The 14136-nt window shown below is 45.2% G+C and carries 18 protein-coding genes, 1 tRNA gene and 1 riboswitch; of the genes, 9 read left to right on the top strand and 10 right to left on the bottom strand.

What is annotated here, in order from left to right; translation table 11 throughout:
- Positions 1-29 precede the first annotated feature (29 nt).
- Complete coding sequence (locus tag RUW00_RS13880) at positions 30-416, bottom strand: spore coat protein (RefSeq protein WP_022553545.1); 387 nt, start codon at positions 414-416, stop codon at positions 30-32.
- A 170-nt stretch (positions 417-586) separates the two neighbouring features.
- Between RUW00_RS13880 and RUW00_RS13875 the strand changes: the two genes are divergently transcribed.
- The 4 genes from RUW00_RS13875 (at position 587) to spoVIF (ending at position 2101) form a co-directional block, all read left to right on the top strand.
- Positions 587-943 carry a DUF1360 domain-containing protein gene (locus RUW00_RS13875; RefSeq protein ID WP_014417437.1) on the top strand — a complete coding sequence of 119 codons (357 nt, stop codon included), beginning with the start codon at positions 587-589 and terminating at the stop codon, positions 941-943.
- A 286-nt stretch (positions 944-1229) separates the two neighbouring features.
- Positions 1230-1427: a hypothetical protein gene (locus RUW00_RS13870; protein ID WP_012117306.1), complete on the top strand. Its 198-nt coding sequence runs from the start codon at positions 1230-1232 to the stop codon at positions 1425-1427.
- A gap of 91 nt (positions 1428-1518) precedes the next feature.
- Complete coding sequence (locus tag RUW00_RS13865) at positions 1519-1680, top strand: YjcZ family sporulation protein (RefSeq protein ID WP_007610678.1); 162 nt, start codon at positions 1519-1521, stop codon at positions 1678-1680.
- Between the two features lie 166 nt (positions 1681-1846).
- Positions 1847-2101 (top strand): sporulation-specific transcription regulator SpoVIF, encoded by a 255-nt coding sequence (gene spoVIF, locus RUW00_RS13860; protein WP_003154986.1) that lies wholly within the window; start codon positions 1847-1849, stop codon positions 2099-2101.
- Positions 2102-2169: 68 nt separating this feature from the next.
- Here the strand turns inward: spoVIF and RUW00_RS13855 are convergent, their stop codons facing one another.
- Positions 2170-4455 carry an ATP-dependent helicase gene (locus RUW00_RS13855; RefSeq protein WP_100261703.1) on the bottom strand — a complete coding sequence of 762 codons (2286 nt, stop codon included), beginning with the start codon at positions 4453-4455 and terminating at the stop codon, positions 2170-2172.
- Between the two features lie 120 nt (positions 4456-4575).
- Between RUW00_RS13855 and RUW00_RS13850 the strand changes: the two genes are divergently transcribed.
- Positions 4576-4830 carry a hypothetical protein gene (locus RUW00_RS13850; RefSeq protein WP_014417440.1) on the top strand — a complete coding sequence of 85 codons (255 nt, stop codon included), beginning with the start codon at positions 4576-4578 and terminating at the stop codon, positions 4828-4830.
- A 69-nt stretch (positions 4831-4899) separates the two neighbouring features.
- A complete protein-coding gene (gene bla / locus RUW00_RS13845) occupies positions 4900-5649 on the top strand; it encodes a subclass B1 metallo-beta-lactamase (RefSeq protein WP_017417467.1) in 750 nt (249 codons plus the stop codon).
- Positions 5650-5690: 41 nt separating this feature from the next.
- On the opposite strand, the gene RUW00_RS13840 is transcribed toward bla, so the two are convergent.
- From RUW00_RS13840 to RUW00_RS13815, 6 genes are all read right to left on the bottom strand, one after another.
- A complete protein-coding gene (locus tag RUW00_RS13840; protein ID WP_017417468.1) occupies positions 5691-6413 on the bottom strand; it encodes an ABC transporter permease in 723 nt (240 codons plus the stop codon).
- The gene (locus RUW00_RS13835) at positions 6406-7143 is read right to left on the bottom strand and encodes an ABC transporter ATP-binding protein (protein ID WP_017417469.1); all 738 of its coding nucleotides are present in this window, start codon (positions 7141-7143) and stop codon (positions 6406-6408) included. The genes RUW00_RS13840 and RUW00_RS13835 overlap by 8 nt, the downstream gene beginning before the upstream one ends.
- Positions 7144-7377, bottom strand: a complete 234-nt coding sequence (locus RUW00_RS13830) for an AbrB/MazE/SpoVT family DNA-binding domain-containing protein (protein WP_007409078.1) — start codon at positions 7375-7377, stop codon at positions 7144-7146. It abuts the gene before it with no gap.
- A 160-nt stretch (positions 7378-7537) separates the two neighbouring features.
- Positions 7538-7969: a GNAT family N-acetyltransferase gene (locus tag RUW00_RS13825; protein WP_280145018.1), complete on the bottom strand. Its 432-nt coding sequence runs from the start codon at positions 7967-7969 to the stop codon at positions 7538-7540.
- A gap of 4 nt (positions 7970-7973) precedes the next feature.
- Positions 7974-8489, bottom strand: a complete 516-nt coding sequence (locus tag RUW00_RS13820) for a YjcG family protein (protein WP_003154969.1) — start codon at positions 8487-8489, stop codon at positions 7974-7976.
- Positions 8490-8514: 25 nt separating this feature from the next.
- Complete coding sequence (locus RUW00_RS13815; protein ID WP_007409075.1) at positions 8515-9237, bottom strand: esterase family protein; 723 nt, start codon at positions 9235-9237, stop codon at positions 8515-8517.
- A gap of 174 nt (positions 9238-9411) precedes the next feature.
- Positions 9412-9537, top strand: a riboswitch (SAM riboswitch).
- A gap of 69 nt (positions 9538-9606) precedes the next feature.
- Between RUW00_RS13815 and RUW00_RS13810 the strand changes: the two genes are divergently transcribed.
- From RUW00_RS13810 to RUW00_RS13800, 3 genes are all read left to right on the top strand, one after another.
- A complete protein-coding gene (locus RUW00_RS13810; RefSeq protein WP_280145019.1) occupies positions 9607-10728 on the top strand; it encodes a methionine biosynthesis PLP-dependent protein in 1122 nt (373 codons plus the stop codon).
- Entirely contained in the window at positions 10721-11896 is a 1176-nt protein-coding gene (gene metC, locus RUW00_RS13805; RefSeq protein WP_280145020.1) for a cystathionine beta-lyase, read from the top strand. The genes RUW00_RS13810 and metC overlap by 8 nt, the downstream gene beginning before the upstream one ends.
- A 139-nt stretch (positions 11897-12035) precedes the next feature.
- Positions 12036-12108, top strand: a tRNA-Val gene (locus RUW00_RS13800).
- 68 nt (positions 12109-12176) lie between these two features.
- On the opposite strand, the gene RUW00_RS13795 is transcribed toward RUW00_RS13800, so the two are convergent.
- Both RUW00_RS13795 and RUW00_RS13790 read right to left on the bottom strand, forming a co-directional pair.
- Positions 12177-13307: a site-specific integrase gene (locus tag RUW00_RS13795; protein WP_017695703.1), complete on the bottom strand. Its 1131-nt coding sequence runs from the start codon at positions 13305-13307 to the stop codon at positions 12177-12179.
- A 21-nt stretch (positions 13308-13328) separates the two neighbouring features.
- Entirely contained in the window at positions 13329-13991 is a 663-nt protein-coding gene (locus tag RUW00_RS13790; RefSeq protein ID WP_257730909.1) for a helix-turn-helix domain-containing protein, read from the bottom strand.
- Positions 13992-14136 lie beyond the last annotated feature (145 nt).

The following is a 14136-nucleotide window of genomic DNA, read 5'->3' as shown; positions in this document are numbered from 1 at the left end:
ACCTCTATTTAAATATTTGAAAAGAAAGGTTAAAGGATGTCTAGTTCAGCAAAAAGTATATTTAATAATTGAAATAAAGTTTGTACAAAGGCCATGATATCGTCTGCTGTCAGTGTGATTTTGACATTGCGGCTGTTAATGACTTGAATGAGGGTTCGCTTTTTTATTTGGCAATCATCGAGGATCAGCAGTTCGGTTGCCATTTGGTCGGCTGTGTCTTCATCTGCGATCGCGAGCTGTGTCGCAAGGATAATCGCCGCAGTAACTGAAGCTTGTATTGAAAGAGCGGCCGTTATAAGTGTTGTATCTATTGTGACATTTTCGCAATCAATCACTTCGATCTTCTGCTCGAATTCGTTGGATAATTGTTCGAATATTTGCGGCTGCAGTGTTTCGACTTTTTCTTCAAACGACATAACCTTCACTCCTTTCTCATTCATACTTTATATAATGCAAATGAAACGCCGAGCGGAATAAGAAAAACAACTAAATCGCACCTATTTTTTTATCGGACAAGGTGCGATTCATGAAGATCAGGGTTTTCGCATATGTATAAAGAGGTCAAGTTTTGAAAAGGAGTGAACAGGTGGTTATCAATTGGCTTTCATTTATTCTGTTATCGTTTGCCGTTTTCCGGCTGGCCAGGCTTTTCGTATTTGACACCATTATGGCGCCGCTTCGGAGCCTTTTTCACGAGGAAAAAACAGAAACCGCACCAGACGGCACGACAGAAACCTACATTGTCATAAAAGGAAAAGGCATCAGGGCATTTATCGGTGAACTTCTCAGCTGCTACTGGTGTACGGGCGTGTGGTGCGCCGCCTTTTTAATTGCGGCCCAGATTGTGGTACCCGAGGCTGCGCAATGGCTGATTTTGTTGTTAGCCATCGCCGGCGCGGCCGGGATCATTGAAGCTGCGGTTTCTCGTCTTCTGCAGGAATAAGGCGGTTCCACCAGCAACTTACCGTCACTTTCGGCATAAACTGGCATATATGACATAAGGAAAGGAAGGATCACCATGAATCAATCAAGCAAACCTTCCCAACATTCTCCATACAAGTCAACTGTGCATCAGCCTTACGAAAAAAAAATTAAGAAAAAAGGCTGCGGCTGCGGCCAAAAGAAAAAACCGAAATAGCCGTTTTCTAAAAAACCGGAACTTCCGGTTTTTTTGTTTTTTGCCGAACGCCGGCCTCTGTTCGGCATAGATCATAGGAGGAGGGGATGTTATGAACATATTTGAATCATTCATAAACGGTAAATACCGCCGGCACAATCAAAACCAGCGGGAGCATGACAAATATATCTTATCTATTGAAAAACAGCTGTCTGAGTTTGATGAAGCGGGATCGCGCTTTGAGGAATGGATAGATGTGTTTGCCGCCGAAACAGAAGCAAAACTGAAGAAAAATGAGCATTCTCATTAAAATGAATGAAATCCGCACCGGCCCTATGCATTTATCCAAGCCAAACAAGTCGGCTCACATAGAGTATAGAGAGTAAAGGAGGTGCTTAGATATGGGATTCGGATATGGCGGATTCGGCGGCGGCTACGGCGGTTATGGCGGCTGCGGCGGATACGGAGGCGGCTATGTCGGAGGCGGCTACGGCTCAACATTTGTTCTTGTTGTCGTATTGTTCATCCTTCTGATCATTGTCGGTGCATCCTTTTTTGGCTAAACCTTAGCAAGACCTTGGATAAGCGCGGGACCGTTCAGTCCCGTGCTTCCCTGATGTTTGAAGGAGTATAGAGACGGGGCACTCGGAATTTTTTCCTTGTCTTACGGGCACATGTTCCGCTCTTTATTCATACAATATCGTATTACTCCACAAAAGGAGGCACACCATGGATAATCAATTTTTCAAAAATATTGAGAAAAAAACAGGCGTCAGCATGAAGGATGTCATGAACCTTGCAGGATCATTGCAAAATGCCAATTTCAAAGATGAAAACACGGTGAGAGGCGTCATTCAGAAGGTGTCCCAGCTGGCTAACAAGCGTGTTCCGAAAGAATTGGAAGACAAAATCGTTCAATCTATTACAAGCGGTAAAGAGAAACTTGATTTTGGCACCATTTCTAAAATGCTGAACAATAAATAGGCATCAGCCGGCCTTGCTAAAAAGGCCTTTTTATGTGAGAAGAACCCGGCAGCGATCTGCCGGGTTCTTTATATCCTGAGTGCGCTCCGTCTGTCCGTCCGAAGAAGGGGCTCGAGAAATCTTGAGCTGCGCGCTGTTTTTCCCCGCCTGTACGCGGGACAAGATACATATAAATGCTGCATGGCCCTTGTCATTGCGACATACAGAAGCCGTCTTTCTTCTTCGAGCGGAGCGGGATCGCCCTGTCTCGCCGTCTCAAGCGCGAAGTCATGGGGGATCGAGCCGTCAGCCGCGCCTAAAATATAGACCGTATTGAATTCAAGACCTTTAGAGCGGTGAATGGTCAGCAGTTCGACGCCGTTTTCATCGGTTTTCAGATTCTCAGCGGCGCGCATATGATCGACATGCGCAAGAAAATCGGGAATCGTTTTGAATTTTTTGGCGGCCACTTTGACATCCCTGAGATCATCAGAGCCTTTTTCCAGTTTGTTCCCCTCATTGCCCCGTTTTTTTAAATACTCGGAAAAACCCATTTTGCTTTCTGCAAAGGTGATGGCTTCAACCGGCTTCATTGTCCGGATGCTTGCGAAAAACGGAACGATCTGCTTGATCTTCCCTATTTGAAAAGGCTTCAGGTCAGGCAGTTTCGTCAGTGCCTTAACCATCGTGCAATCTTCCGTGATTGACAGCGCCTTTAACGTTTGCAGGGCGGATTGCTTTAAAAATAAGGCGGGCAGCAGGTCTTTCACCGCATCCGGATCATCTTCATTCTGACTCGCATATAAGTAGGCGAGGATCTGGCGTACGATTCTGCGGCTGTAGAACGTCTGCACACCCCTGTCGGCATGATAAGGAATCGATGATTGGTGCAGTCTTTCATAAATGGCCCGTCCGGCGCTGTTTGTCCGGTAAAGCACGGCAAAATCGTCAGGGCTCGCCCCGTTTTGAATTTTCTCTTTCATATCCGAAACGATCATGGTCGCTTCTTCTTCTTCATCGTAAGGATAAAATATCACGGGATTGTGAACGCCGTCTTTGACGGCAGATAGTGTTTTTTCATACCGTTTTTTATTTTTCTTTACGACGGCATGAGCGCTTGAGACGATCGGATGCGGCGATCGGTAATTTGCCGTTAAGTAAATGGTCTTTGCTGCCGGATAATCCTTTTGGAAATCAAGAATGAAAGACGGGCTGCTGCCGCGGAACGCATAAATGGATTGGTCGTCATCACCCACGCAGCACAGGTTATTCTCTGGGCTTGCGATCATTTGCATAATGTTGTACTGGACAGGATTGATATCTTGAAACTCATCAATCAAAATATGAGAAAATCTGTTTTGGTACTGCGCGAGAATATCAGGCCGGCTTTGAAACAGTTCATAACAGCCTTGGGCCATGTCATCAAAATCAAATTGCCGTTTTTCCCGCTTTTGCCGTTCGTAATGTTCGTAGAGCCTGTACACTTTTTTCTCCCAGTCGTCCGCAAGCGGAATGGTCTCATGGGGGAGATACGTGTTTTTCCAGCAGCCGATAAGCTGAAGCGCCTGGTCGACGGGAAACTCTTTTTCATCCAAATTTTCTTCATAGAGCGCCTTTTTCACATATTGCTCTTTTTGCCACTCCATTTTTAAAAGCTGGCTGCCGTTCCATTTTGAAGAATCATAATGATAGAGTATTTTATAGAAAAAGCTGTGGAATGTTCCGGTCACGAGACGGGAGACTTTTCCGGCTGCCAGTCCGTACTCATTTGCCATTCGCTCTTTCATTTCGGCGACGGCTTTTGTCGTAAAGGTCACAAGCAGCATATTCTCAGGTGAAATGCCGAGGTGTTCAATCATATGGGCGGCGCGTGCTGTCAGCACTCTTGTTTTTCCGCTTCCCGCTCCGGCAAGCACTAACAAAGGCCCGTCCGTTTCAGTAACTGCCTTCATCTGTTCACGGTTCAGGCCGATGCCGGGGAACAAAGATGTGTCAGCCGCCTCGGATGTTGGTGAAAACGGTTCGGCCGCAGGCACTTTTTTCGGGCTTTTCCATTCTGAGACGATCGGTTTCTGATTCTCTGAAATCGCTTTTCCTTTCGGCAGGCGGAACATGCCGGCTTCCTTATACTCTTCTTTTTCTTTCTCCGCTTGCGGTTCCTCGGCCGCGCATGCTTTTTCACAGGCGGTGAAGTCTCCCTTTTGCCGGTGATAAAATGCCGGCTGCTCTAAAATCGAAAGCCGCATCAAGACGGGCTGGTCACAATGTGCGCAAAAAATATTTCCTTTCTGAGCTTCTTCAAAAAGGAATTGGTAATGTTCTCTAGAATATTTATGTAAATGTATCGTTCGGTTATTCAGTCGGGCGCATTTCAAAAAGGGGTCCTCCCATTAAAAGGTGTTCATCCATTTGATAGACAAAGAATATCATAACAAAAGAACCGCGTTTCAAAAAGTAAGATTAAGGGAAATGAAAAGCGAAGGGGAGGGGTACATATGATTTATGCGGGACGGATTCAAAACCAGCAGTATTCTCAATACGCAAACCGGGCAGCGGGTTATAAGCCTGATTACGCCGGCATTACGAAAGCAGCCGCCCTCGCCAATGACAGGGTGTACAGAGAGGTGGAACGCCGCCAGGAAAACACCGCAGCCGCAGAAAAGAAAGTACTTGAGGAAAAACGTAAGCGCTCTCTTTCCCGTCTGCCGCAAATCATGGGAAAAGGCCGGTTAATAAATCAATACGTGTGAAAAAGCCCGGATATATCCGGGTTTTTTTGAGTCGTATATATGAAAGATGCGGAAAGGAATGATTCAAATTTGAGAAAGCTTTCATTATTAATTGCGGGGTTATTTCTATTCGGCCTCTTTACTGCCGGAATGAAACCGGCACACGCGGCGGATGGCTCCGCAGCAAAAGATGTCACTCTCACACAGCTGGCGCCGCATGTTTGGATGCATACAAGCACCGGTACGGCAGACGGAAGTCCCGTCCCTGCGAACGGATTGCTTCTTGAGACTTCCAAAGGAATCGTACTGATTGATACTCCGTGGAATGACAGTCTCACAGAGCAATTAATGACACAAATAAAAAAGCGGTTTCCAGGAAAAAGGATGACCGATGCCATTGTGACACACGCCCATGACGATCGTATCGGCGGGCTGAACACCCTGTACAAATACGGTGTAAAGGTGCACAGCACGAAGCTGACCGCCGACTTCGCCCGACAGCAGGGATATGACCGGCCGCTCGGAGATTTGAAAAACGTGACAAAGCTGCAGTTTGGCGATATGAAAATTGAAACGTTTTATCCGGGAAAAGGGCATACGGAAGACAATATGACCGTCTGGCTGCCTGAGGATAAGCTCTTATTCGGCGGATGCTTAATCAAGGCTTTAGAAACAAAGGAAATCGTGCCTACTCCGGGCTTTTATCCGGATCAGTGGCCGCGCGCCGTCCGCAAAGTCATGAAAAGATATCAGGACATCAGCATTGTCGTCCCGGGCCATGGCAGTCCGGGGGATGACCGTCTGCTGCCGCATACGATAAGCCTTCTGAAAGAAACGTAATAAAGAAGACCGGCGCTCCCATTACGGAGTGCCGGCTTTTTTTATCTCTTCCTGATTTTCATAAAACTGAGGAAAGCAAGTGCAAGCGCCAAAACGGTATATCCCGCTATCGGCCAAATATGCTGATGAAATGAAGAATAATCTCCGGATATGACTTCCTGGGCCAGCTCGATCGAGTGAATAAACGGTAAGGCATAAGCGATATGTTTGAATGTGTCACCGAGCAGGCTCACCTCCATCCAAGCCCCGCCCAGAAATTGCACGAGTGTAATATAAATCGTTCCGATACCTGAAATTTGTTTGTCCGTAAACACAGCCCCTAAACATAAACCGAAGAAAACGGACATCATCGCAATCGGCAGCAAGACAGCGATACCTGCGAGAAGATTCATCCACTCGGCGGATAAACCGGCAGCCGCTGCTGCGATAAAACAAATGACGATTTGTAAAATGGCTAACGGCAGCATCGGCAGTGCATAACCGATGACATAATCGGCTGTTTTTAAAGGGGAAGCAAACAAACGGGTCAAAAGGGCGGTCTGTTTGTCTTTTGCGATCAGCAATGCAGAGAACATCGTAAGGAAAGCAAAACCGAAAACAATGAGTCCGGGTGCTAAATGCTGAATTTTAAAGGTATCAAGCGGCGCATTTTTTTCAATCGCCGTAAACAGAAACAATAGAATAACAGGCAGTGCGATTCCAAGGATAATAGACAGGGGGTCACGAAAAATTTCTTTGCGGTTGCGAATGGCGAAATCAAGCATAAAGACCCGCCTCCCCGTCACAAATCGCTAAAAAGGCATCTTCAAATGTGGCTGAATGAGTTTGCTTTTTCAGAGCCTCCGCCGTGCCCAGTGCTTTTAAAGTCCCATTTTCTAAAATGCAAATACGATCTGCCAGGGCTTCAGCCTCTTCTAAATAGTGTGTCGTTAAAATAATCGTCATGTCTCCCTTTAATGCCTCAAGATTTTTCCACAACTCGCGGCGTGAACGGACGTCCAGCCCTAATGTCGGTTCATCTAAGAAATAAATATCCGGCTTGGTGATCATTCCCATTGCGATGCTGAGGCGGCGCTGCATTCCTCCTGATAATGTTTTTGTTTTTGCTCTTTCTTTCTCTTTTAATTGAAACAATTCGAGCATCTCATCCGTTCTTTTTTTTGCTTCTTTTTTCGGAATTCCGTAGACTCCGGCTATAAACTCTAAGTTTTCCCGTACGGTTAGATGAGGAGCGATGGCTGTTTCCTGCGGGGACATATTCAATTTCGGTTTTATTTTATCCAAATCAGTCAAAATACTGTGTCCAAGCACTGATGCATCACCGTCATCCGGAGAAAGAAGTCCGCAAAGCATACTGATTAATGTCGTTTTTCCGGCTCCGTTCTCACCGAGTAAAGCGAAAAATTCCCCTTTCTCAACTGAGAACTTAAGACGGTCAACGGCGGCGGTTTCTTTATAATGTTTCGTTAATTGCTTCAGCTCAATCGCATGCATTTACTCATCCTCGCTATCTTCATCGATTTGCTTAGCGTTTAAAATATCTTTTGCAAACTCGAAAAAGAGTTCTTGTTTTACAAGTGCGATACCTTGCTGGTCATCCCCGAGCATAAGCAGTGAGTCCCCCGGATTTATATCGAAAACATCTCTTGCTTCTTTAGGAATGACAATCTGTCCTTTTGTCCCCACTTTAACAGTCCCGAATATGTGTTTTCCTTTTGGTGCCGTCATGTTTATCCCTCCGAAATATGAATTGTATTTTTTGTATGAATTGTAATACTTCGTATACTAAACATACATTAACCTTCCATAAAATTCAATAAAATTCATGAAATAGTATTATTTTCATAAAAAAAGCACTCCTGCCATATCAACAGGAGTGCTTTTGATTTTATCGTTTGTGTTCCTTTACCATTTCCAGATGGGGGATGCCCGCATCGAGAAATTCTTCGCCGGATGTGACGCGGTATCCTTGTTTTTCGTAAAACGGAACCGCCTGTGTCTGCGCATGTAAGAGAAAGCTGTCGGCGCCCTTGGCTGCCGCCGCTTTTTCAAGCGCCTGCATAATGATGGCTCCGACGCCTAAAGAACGATGGCTTTTCATCACGCAGATGCGTTCTAATTTTCCATGCCCGTCTTTCATGCGCCATCTGCCGGCTCCGACCGGCTGGCCGCCGTCATATATGACTATATGTTCTGACGTGTCCTCGAATTGATCAATCTCTTCTTCTTCCGGAACGTGCTGTTCTTTCACAAAGACCTCTTTTCTGACGAAAAAAGCGTCGTTCAGCTGTTTTTCAGTTTTTGCGATGATGGATTCCAAGCAGTTATTCTCCTCCGCCTAATAAAAATGTTTCGTACACAGTCCATGAGCCGTTATCCAGCTGATAGAGCAGGTGAAAACGGTCGATGACTTCTTCGTGGGAAATGTCCTGCATTTTCAGCTGTCCGAGTACGTCGGAATGTTCATCTGACGACAGCTTCTGGCCGACCGTGACATGCGGAACGAAGCTGTATTCCGGCTCGCCGGATAATGCTCCTGAGTAGCATTTCTCACTCAGAGATTTTAATTCCTCCGTCGGTTCTGCTTTCATATATATCACATTATTCACAGGAGAAAACGAGCTGTATTTTGTGATTTTCAGAACGAGCGGATGCGACTCTTTCGCCGTCTGTCTCAGCTGTGATACGACCTGCTCGATTTCCTGTTCTGTCGCTTCAAACGGATCTCTTACCGTCAGATGCGGCGGAATGAGCGCGTAGCTCGGGTCGTAGCGTTTCCGGTACGAATTTGCGAGATCCTGTAATTTTTTTGATGGAAATAAAACAATACCGTATTTCATGAAAGTTCCCTCCTTAAATGAATGGTTACAGCATTTTTTTCAGCGCCGGCGTGATGAGCGGCTGCCAGTAGGTCCATTTATGATCCCCGTCGAAGGTTTCATACGTGTATTCGGACTGTTTGCTTTCCAGCAGCTGTTTGAGCTCTTCGTTCGGCGCGGTGAAATCAAGAACCTGGCCGTCCGTCGTGTGAACGCCGGTTTCTTTTTCTCCGATTTGATGATAAACGGAAATCTGTTTGAGATCCTCCGACTGCCGGACGGCATCCAGCACGTGCCCGTCAACATACGGAGACTGCATGATGACGTTTCCAAACATGTTCGGATAGTCAATCGCCGTCATGAGCGAAACGGTTCCGCCGAGGGAATCCCCGATCATGGTGCGGCCGTATCCGACTTGATAAGTCGGGTATTCTTTGTCGATAAAAGGAACGAGCTCATTGGCGATAAACCGCTTATATGAGGCGAACTTAGAGCCTTCTGGATGGTATGTGTTTCTTCGCTCCCGCACATTTTTATAAGGGACGCCGATAATGATGCAGCGGTCAATTTCCCCTTTTGACATAAGCTCTTCCGCCTGCCGCCCGATTCTCCCTAATCTGAAATAATCATGGCCGTCCTGAGCGATGACCGTATGATATTTATACAGGGGGGAGAAGGTGGCGGGCAGGTAGACCAAAACGGTCATTTCCTCTTCAAGCTCATGGGAGAAAAGTTTTTTCTCATGAATGATTCCGTTTTTTGATGCCACTTCGCATTCCTCCAGGCCGCTTCTTGTCTTGATGGTTTTTTCCTATTGTACCATGAATTATTAGAAATTTCTTTCTTCAGATGCACTTCTTGCGAGAGTTCAGATAAATAAAAAGTTGTTGAAATCCATTTTATTGTGCGTTAATATAGAACAATCAGAAAATACAAAACAATATTCTTATCACGAGAGGTGGAGGGACTGGCCCTTTGAAACCTCAGCAACCGGTTTGCTTTGCCGCGGGAAGGCAAAGTGCCAAGGTGCTAAATCCAGCAAGCGATTCACATGCTTGGAAGATAAGAGGAAGAGAAAAGCTCCTTCTTCTTATGAAGAGGGGGCTTTTTTATTTTTGAAAAAGGATGGTGCTTACTGATGACGCAGCATGTTGATACAAAATTAGCCCAAATCGGAAATAGAAGCGAAGAAGCAACGGGAACGGTCAGTCCGCCGATTTATCTGTCCACCGCTTATCGCCATAGAGGAATAGGAGAATCTACAGGTTTTGACTACGTGCGCACGAAAAACCCGACACGCCAGCTCGTCGAAGACTCCATCGCCGTGTTGGAAAACGGTGCGAGAGGATTTGCCTTCAGCTCGGGAATGGCAGCCATTCAAACCATTATGGCATTGTTTAAAAGCGGGGATGAATTGATTGTATCCTCCGATTTATACGGAGGCACGTACCGTTTGTTTGAAAACGAATGGAGAAAATACGGCTTAAGCTTTATTTACGATGATTTCAGCGATGAAGACTGTTTACGCTCCAAAATAACGGAAAACACGAAAGCGGTATTTGTTGAAACGCCGACAAACCCGTTAATGCAGGAGGCGGACATTGAAAAAATTGCCCGGATTACGAAAGAAGCCGGCCTGCTTTTAATTGTGGATAATACGTTTTATACCCCGGTGCTCCAGCGCCCGCTTGAACTGGGAGCGGACATCGTCATTCACAGCGCCACAAAATATTTAGCCGGGCACAATGATCTTCTTGCCGGTCTGGCTGTCGTTAAGGATGAAGAGCTCGGCGAGATCATGTTTAATCACCAAAATGCGATCGGCGCGGTTCTCCCGCCGTTTGATTCGTGGCTTTTAATGAGAGGGATGAAAACACTCGGACTCAGAATGCGCCGTCATGAAGAAAACGCCCGTGAACTTGCAGAATTTTTAGAACAGGAAGAAGAAATCGCCGACGTGTTATATCCCGGAAAAGGGGGGATGCTGTCTTTCCGGCTGCAAAAAGAGGAATGGGTCAATCCGTTTTTAAAGGCGCTGAAAACGATCTGTTTCGCAGAAAGTCTCGGCGGGGTGGAAAGCTTTATTACATATCCCGCGACGCAGACGCACATGGACATTCCGGAAGACATCCGTATCGCAAACGGCGTCTGCAACCGTCTGCTGCGTTTTTCAGTGGGCATTGAACATGCAGAAGATTTGAAGCGGGATGTCAAGCAGGCATTACAGCAAGTAAAAGAGGGGGCCGTGTCATATGAGTAATCAAAATTGGACGCTGGAAACCCAGCTCGTGCACAATCCATTTAAAACAGACGGAGCCACCGGAGCCGTCAGCGTCCCGATCCAGCATGCTTCCACATTCCATCAGTCTTCATTTGAAGAATTCGGGACATATGACTACAGCCGCTCAGGCACACCGACAAGAACAGCGCTTGAAGAAACGATCGCAGGTCTTGAAGGCGGAACGAGAGGTTTTGCTTTCAGCTCCGGTATGGCGGCGATTTCGACGGCATTTCTGCTCTTATCCCAAGGCGACCATGTCCTCGTCACGGAGGATGTGTACGGCGGAACATTCCGCATGGTGACTGAGGTTCTGTCCCGTTTCGGAATCGAACATACCTTTGTTGATATGACGGACACAGAAGCTGTCGCCCGCGCCATCCGGCCGAACACGAAAGCCATTTATATGGAAACACCGTCAAACCCGACGCTCGGCATCACGGATATTAAGGGCGTCGTCAAACTGGCAAAGGATCACGGCTGTCTGACATACCTTGACAATACTTTTATGACGCCTGCTCTGCAGCGTCCGCTTGATCTCGGCGTAGATATCGTGCTCCACAGCGCGACGAAATTTTTAAGCGGCCACAGTGACGTGCTGTCAGGCCTTGCCGCCGTAAAGGATGAAGAGCTCGGCAATCAGCTGTATAAGCTGCAAAATTCATTTGGAGCGGTGCTCGGCGTTCAGGACTGCTGGCTCGTATTGAGAGGCTTAAAAACATTGCAGGTCAGACTGGAAAAAGCGAGCCGGACGGCTGAGCGGCTGGCTGCCTATTTTAACAGGCATCCTGCCATCAAAAACGTTTACTATCCCGGCCTTGCCGGACACCCGGGAGCCGATACCCATAAACGTCAAGCGACCGGAGCGGGCGCCGTCCTGTCATTTGAATTGGAAAGCAAAGAAGCCGTCAAAAAGCTGGTCGAAAACGTATCGCTTCCGGTATTTGCCGTCAGCCTCGGCGCCGTCGAGTCCATTCTCTCATACCCTGCAGCCATGTCGCATGCCGCCATGCCGAAAGCAGAGAGGGAGAAACGCGGCATCACAGACGGCCTTCTGCGCCTGAGCGTCGGAGTCGAAAACGCCGAAGATTTAGAACGGGACTTCGAACAGGCATTGAAAAAAATAACCCCCGCCCAAGTGAGATCATAAACGAAAAGGGCGCCGTCAATTTTGCGACGCGCCCTTTTTTTTATTTTAGATAAAAAAAGTGTTGACGAATGAGAAATCAGGATATATAATTATAAATGTCAGAGAGACAACAACATACCCAGCAACACATACATATCATGATTCCGTAGCTCAGCTGGGAGAGCGCTACCTTGACAGGGTAGAGGTCGCTGGTTCGAGCCCAGTCGGAATCATCAAGGGTTTCAGCGTGTTGGACACTTACTCGTGTCACACTGGAGTCACAAAAAAGAGGAGTCACAATTTAATGTGATTCCTCTTTTTGTTTGCCTTGTAAGATGCCACTGATAAATGTGGAAGCATCCTTCTGCATGTTTGGCATTAAATGCGAATAGGTGTTAAGCGTGACCTGGATATCTTTATGTCCTAACCTTTCTTGAACAACTTTAGGATGAAACTTTGTTAACAGTAAGGATGCATGAGAGTGTCTAAGGTTATGGAATGGGATATCAGGTAAATCAAGCTGCTTTAAATAAGCTTTGAACTGTCTTAAAAGGTTTCTTGGATTGATTGCATTCCCTGTATCTGTACATACAACTAAATCTCGGTCTGTATAGAGCCCTCCGCATAAACTCTTCTCTTTCAATACACGACTTCTTTGTTTCTTCAGTATATGGATATCATGTTCTGATAAGTCGATGGTGCGTGTGCTTGTCGATGATTTTCCACCGTATTTTGTTTGGCCGCCAGAATGTTCTAGTGTTTGAACGATTCTCAAAACGCCATTATTGAAGTCTATATCCTTAAAACGTAAACCTAAAATTTCACCTTGTCTAAGTCCGAAAGAAATCGCTAACCAAAATGCAATATAGTAACGACTGTTTTTGGTGTGATCCAGGAATAATGACATCTGTTCGGCTGACCATACTTCAACTTCTTTACGCTTAACTGATGGCTTTCTAACCTTTTCAACTGGATTCTTTTTAATAAACTCATCTTGAACAGCTGTTTTCATTACGTTGTTGAGTACGTGATATATCTTCTTTATTGTGGCAGCCGATAAACCGGAATTAACTAACCTTGTTATAAATGCTTGTACCTTTTGAGTTGTTATATCGCTAAGTTTCATGCTTCCGAAGGTAGGGAGTATATGATTTTTTAGATTATAATGATAAACCTTTAGAGTTTGGTTGCTCACATCTGGAGTTTTGATATTCAGCCAATACTCAACCAATTCTTTGAAAGTTGAATCATTATCTTTGAGAAGATCCCCAGCATGGTATAACTGAAGATCTTCCCTTAATGCTTCTTCTGCATCTTTTTTTAGCTTGAACCCACTTCGTTTACGTTGCTTCCGTCTGCCGTTCTCATCTTTTCCTATATCAAACACATAGTACCAATTGCCGTTTCTTTTATCTTTTTTTACTGATGCCATTAATCGTTCTCCTTTTTATTTTTACCAGCTAGGGCGCTCTCCCCATCCGGTATTGCTTTTTTCGTAACCTTCTTTTAATGCACTGATAATATGTTCCTTAGCGTCTTTATTGAACTTTGTTATATCTTTACGGAATAAAGAAACTAGAAATCGGAAGTTATCAGGGGAATCTCCCATAGATACCATCAGCTTATGAAGGTTTTCAATGACTGTGCCGAACTCACTAGGGTTTATCGTATAGTACCAATCAAGATCTTTTCTGATCTCATCCATTTTTCTATTTATCATTTCATCATAATTGTCGTGTTGCTCTTGGATTCGCATAAATTCTGCTTGTTCAAGTAATTGTTTTTGGTAATCAGGATCGTTCATCAGCTCAATTTCCCGTTCAATCCAGGCTTCTTCTGCCGCCTTTTCAGCTGCTATTTTTTCAGGAGACATGAAACCAAGAGCTTCAAGGTACATTTCTAAATTCTCTTCTGCGATTCCAAGCTTTCTGAATAGCTCTAATAATGTGTTGTAATCCGGATTCTTGTTGTGTCCATTTTCAATTTGACTAATGTACGCTCCGGACTTACCTAACGATTTTGATAGCTCTTGAGAATTGATTTTCTTTTTCTTCCTATAGTATTTGACCACTGACCCTAACTTGTTTTCTTTATCAATCTTAATATTTTTATCCATGGTTATAATGTCACCTCGAAAATAATCATAACATATGGTGAATAAAAAGAATATATTTATTATTTTCTTATTGGTTGCGATAAAACTTTAATAAAAATAAAAAAACTTTCATGAAAAGTATTGAAATATTAATGAGTATGTTTTA

Source organism: Bacillus sp. IS1 (assembly GCF_032461585.1).
GTDB lineage: Bacteria > Bacillota > Bacilli > Bacillales > Bacillaceae > Bacillus > Bacillus velezensis.
This window is presented reverse-complemented; position numbering and strand designations above follow the sequence as displayed.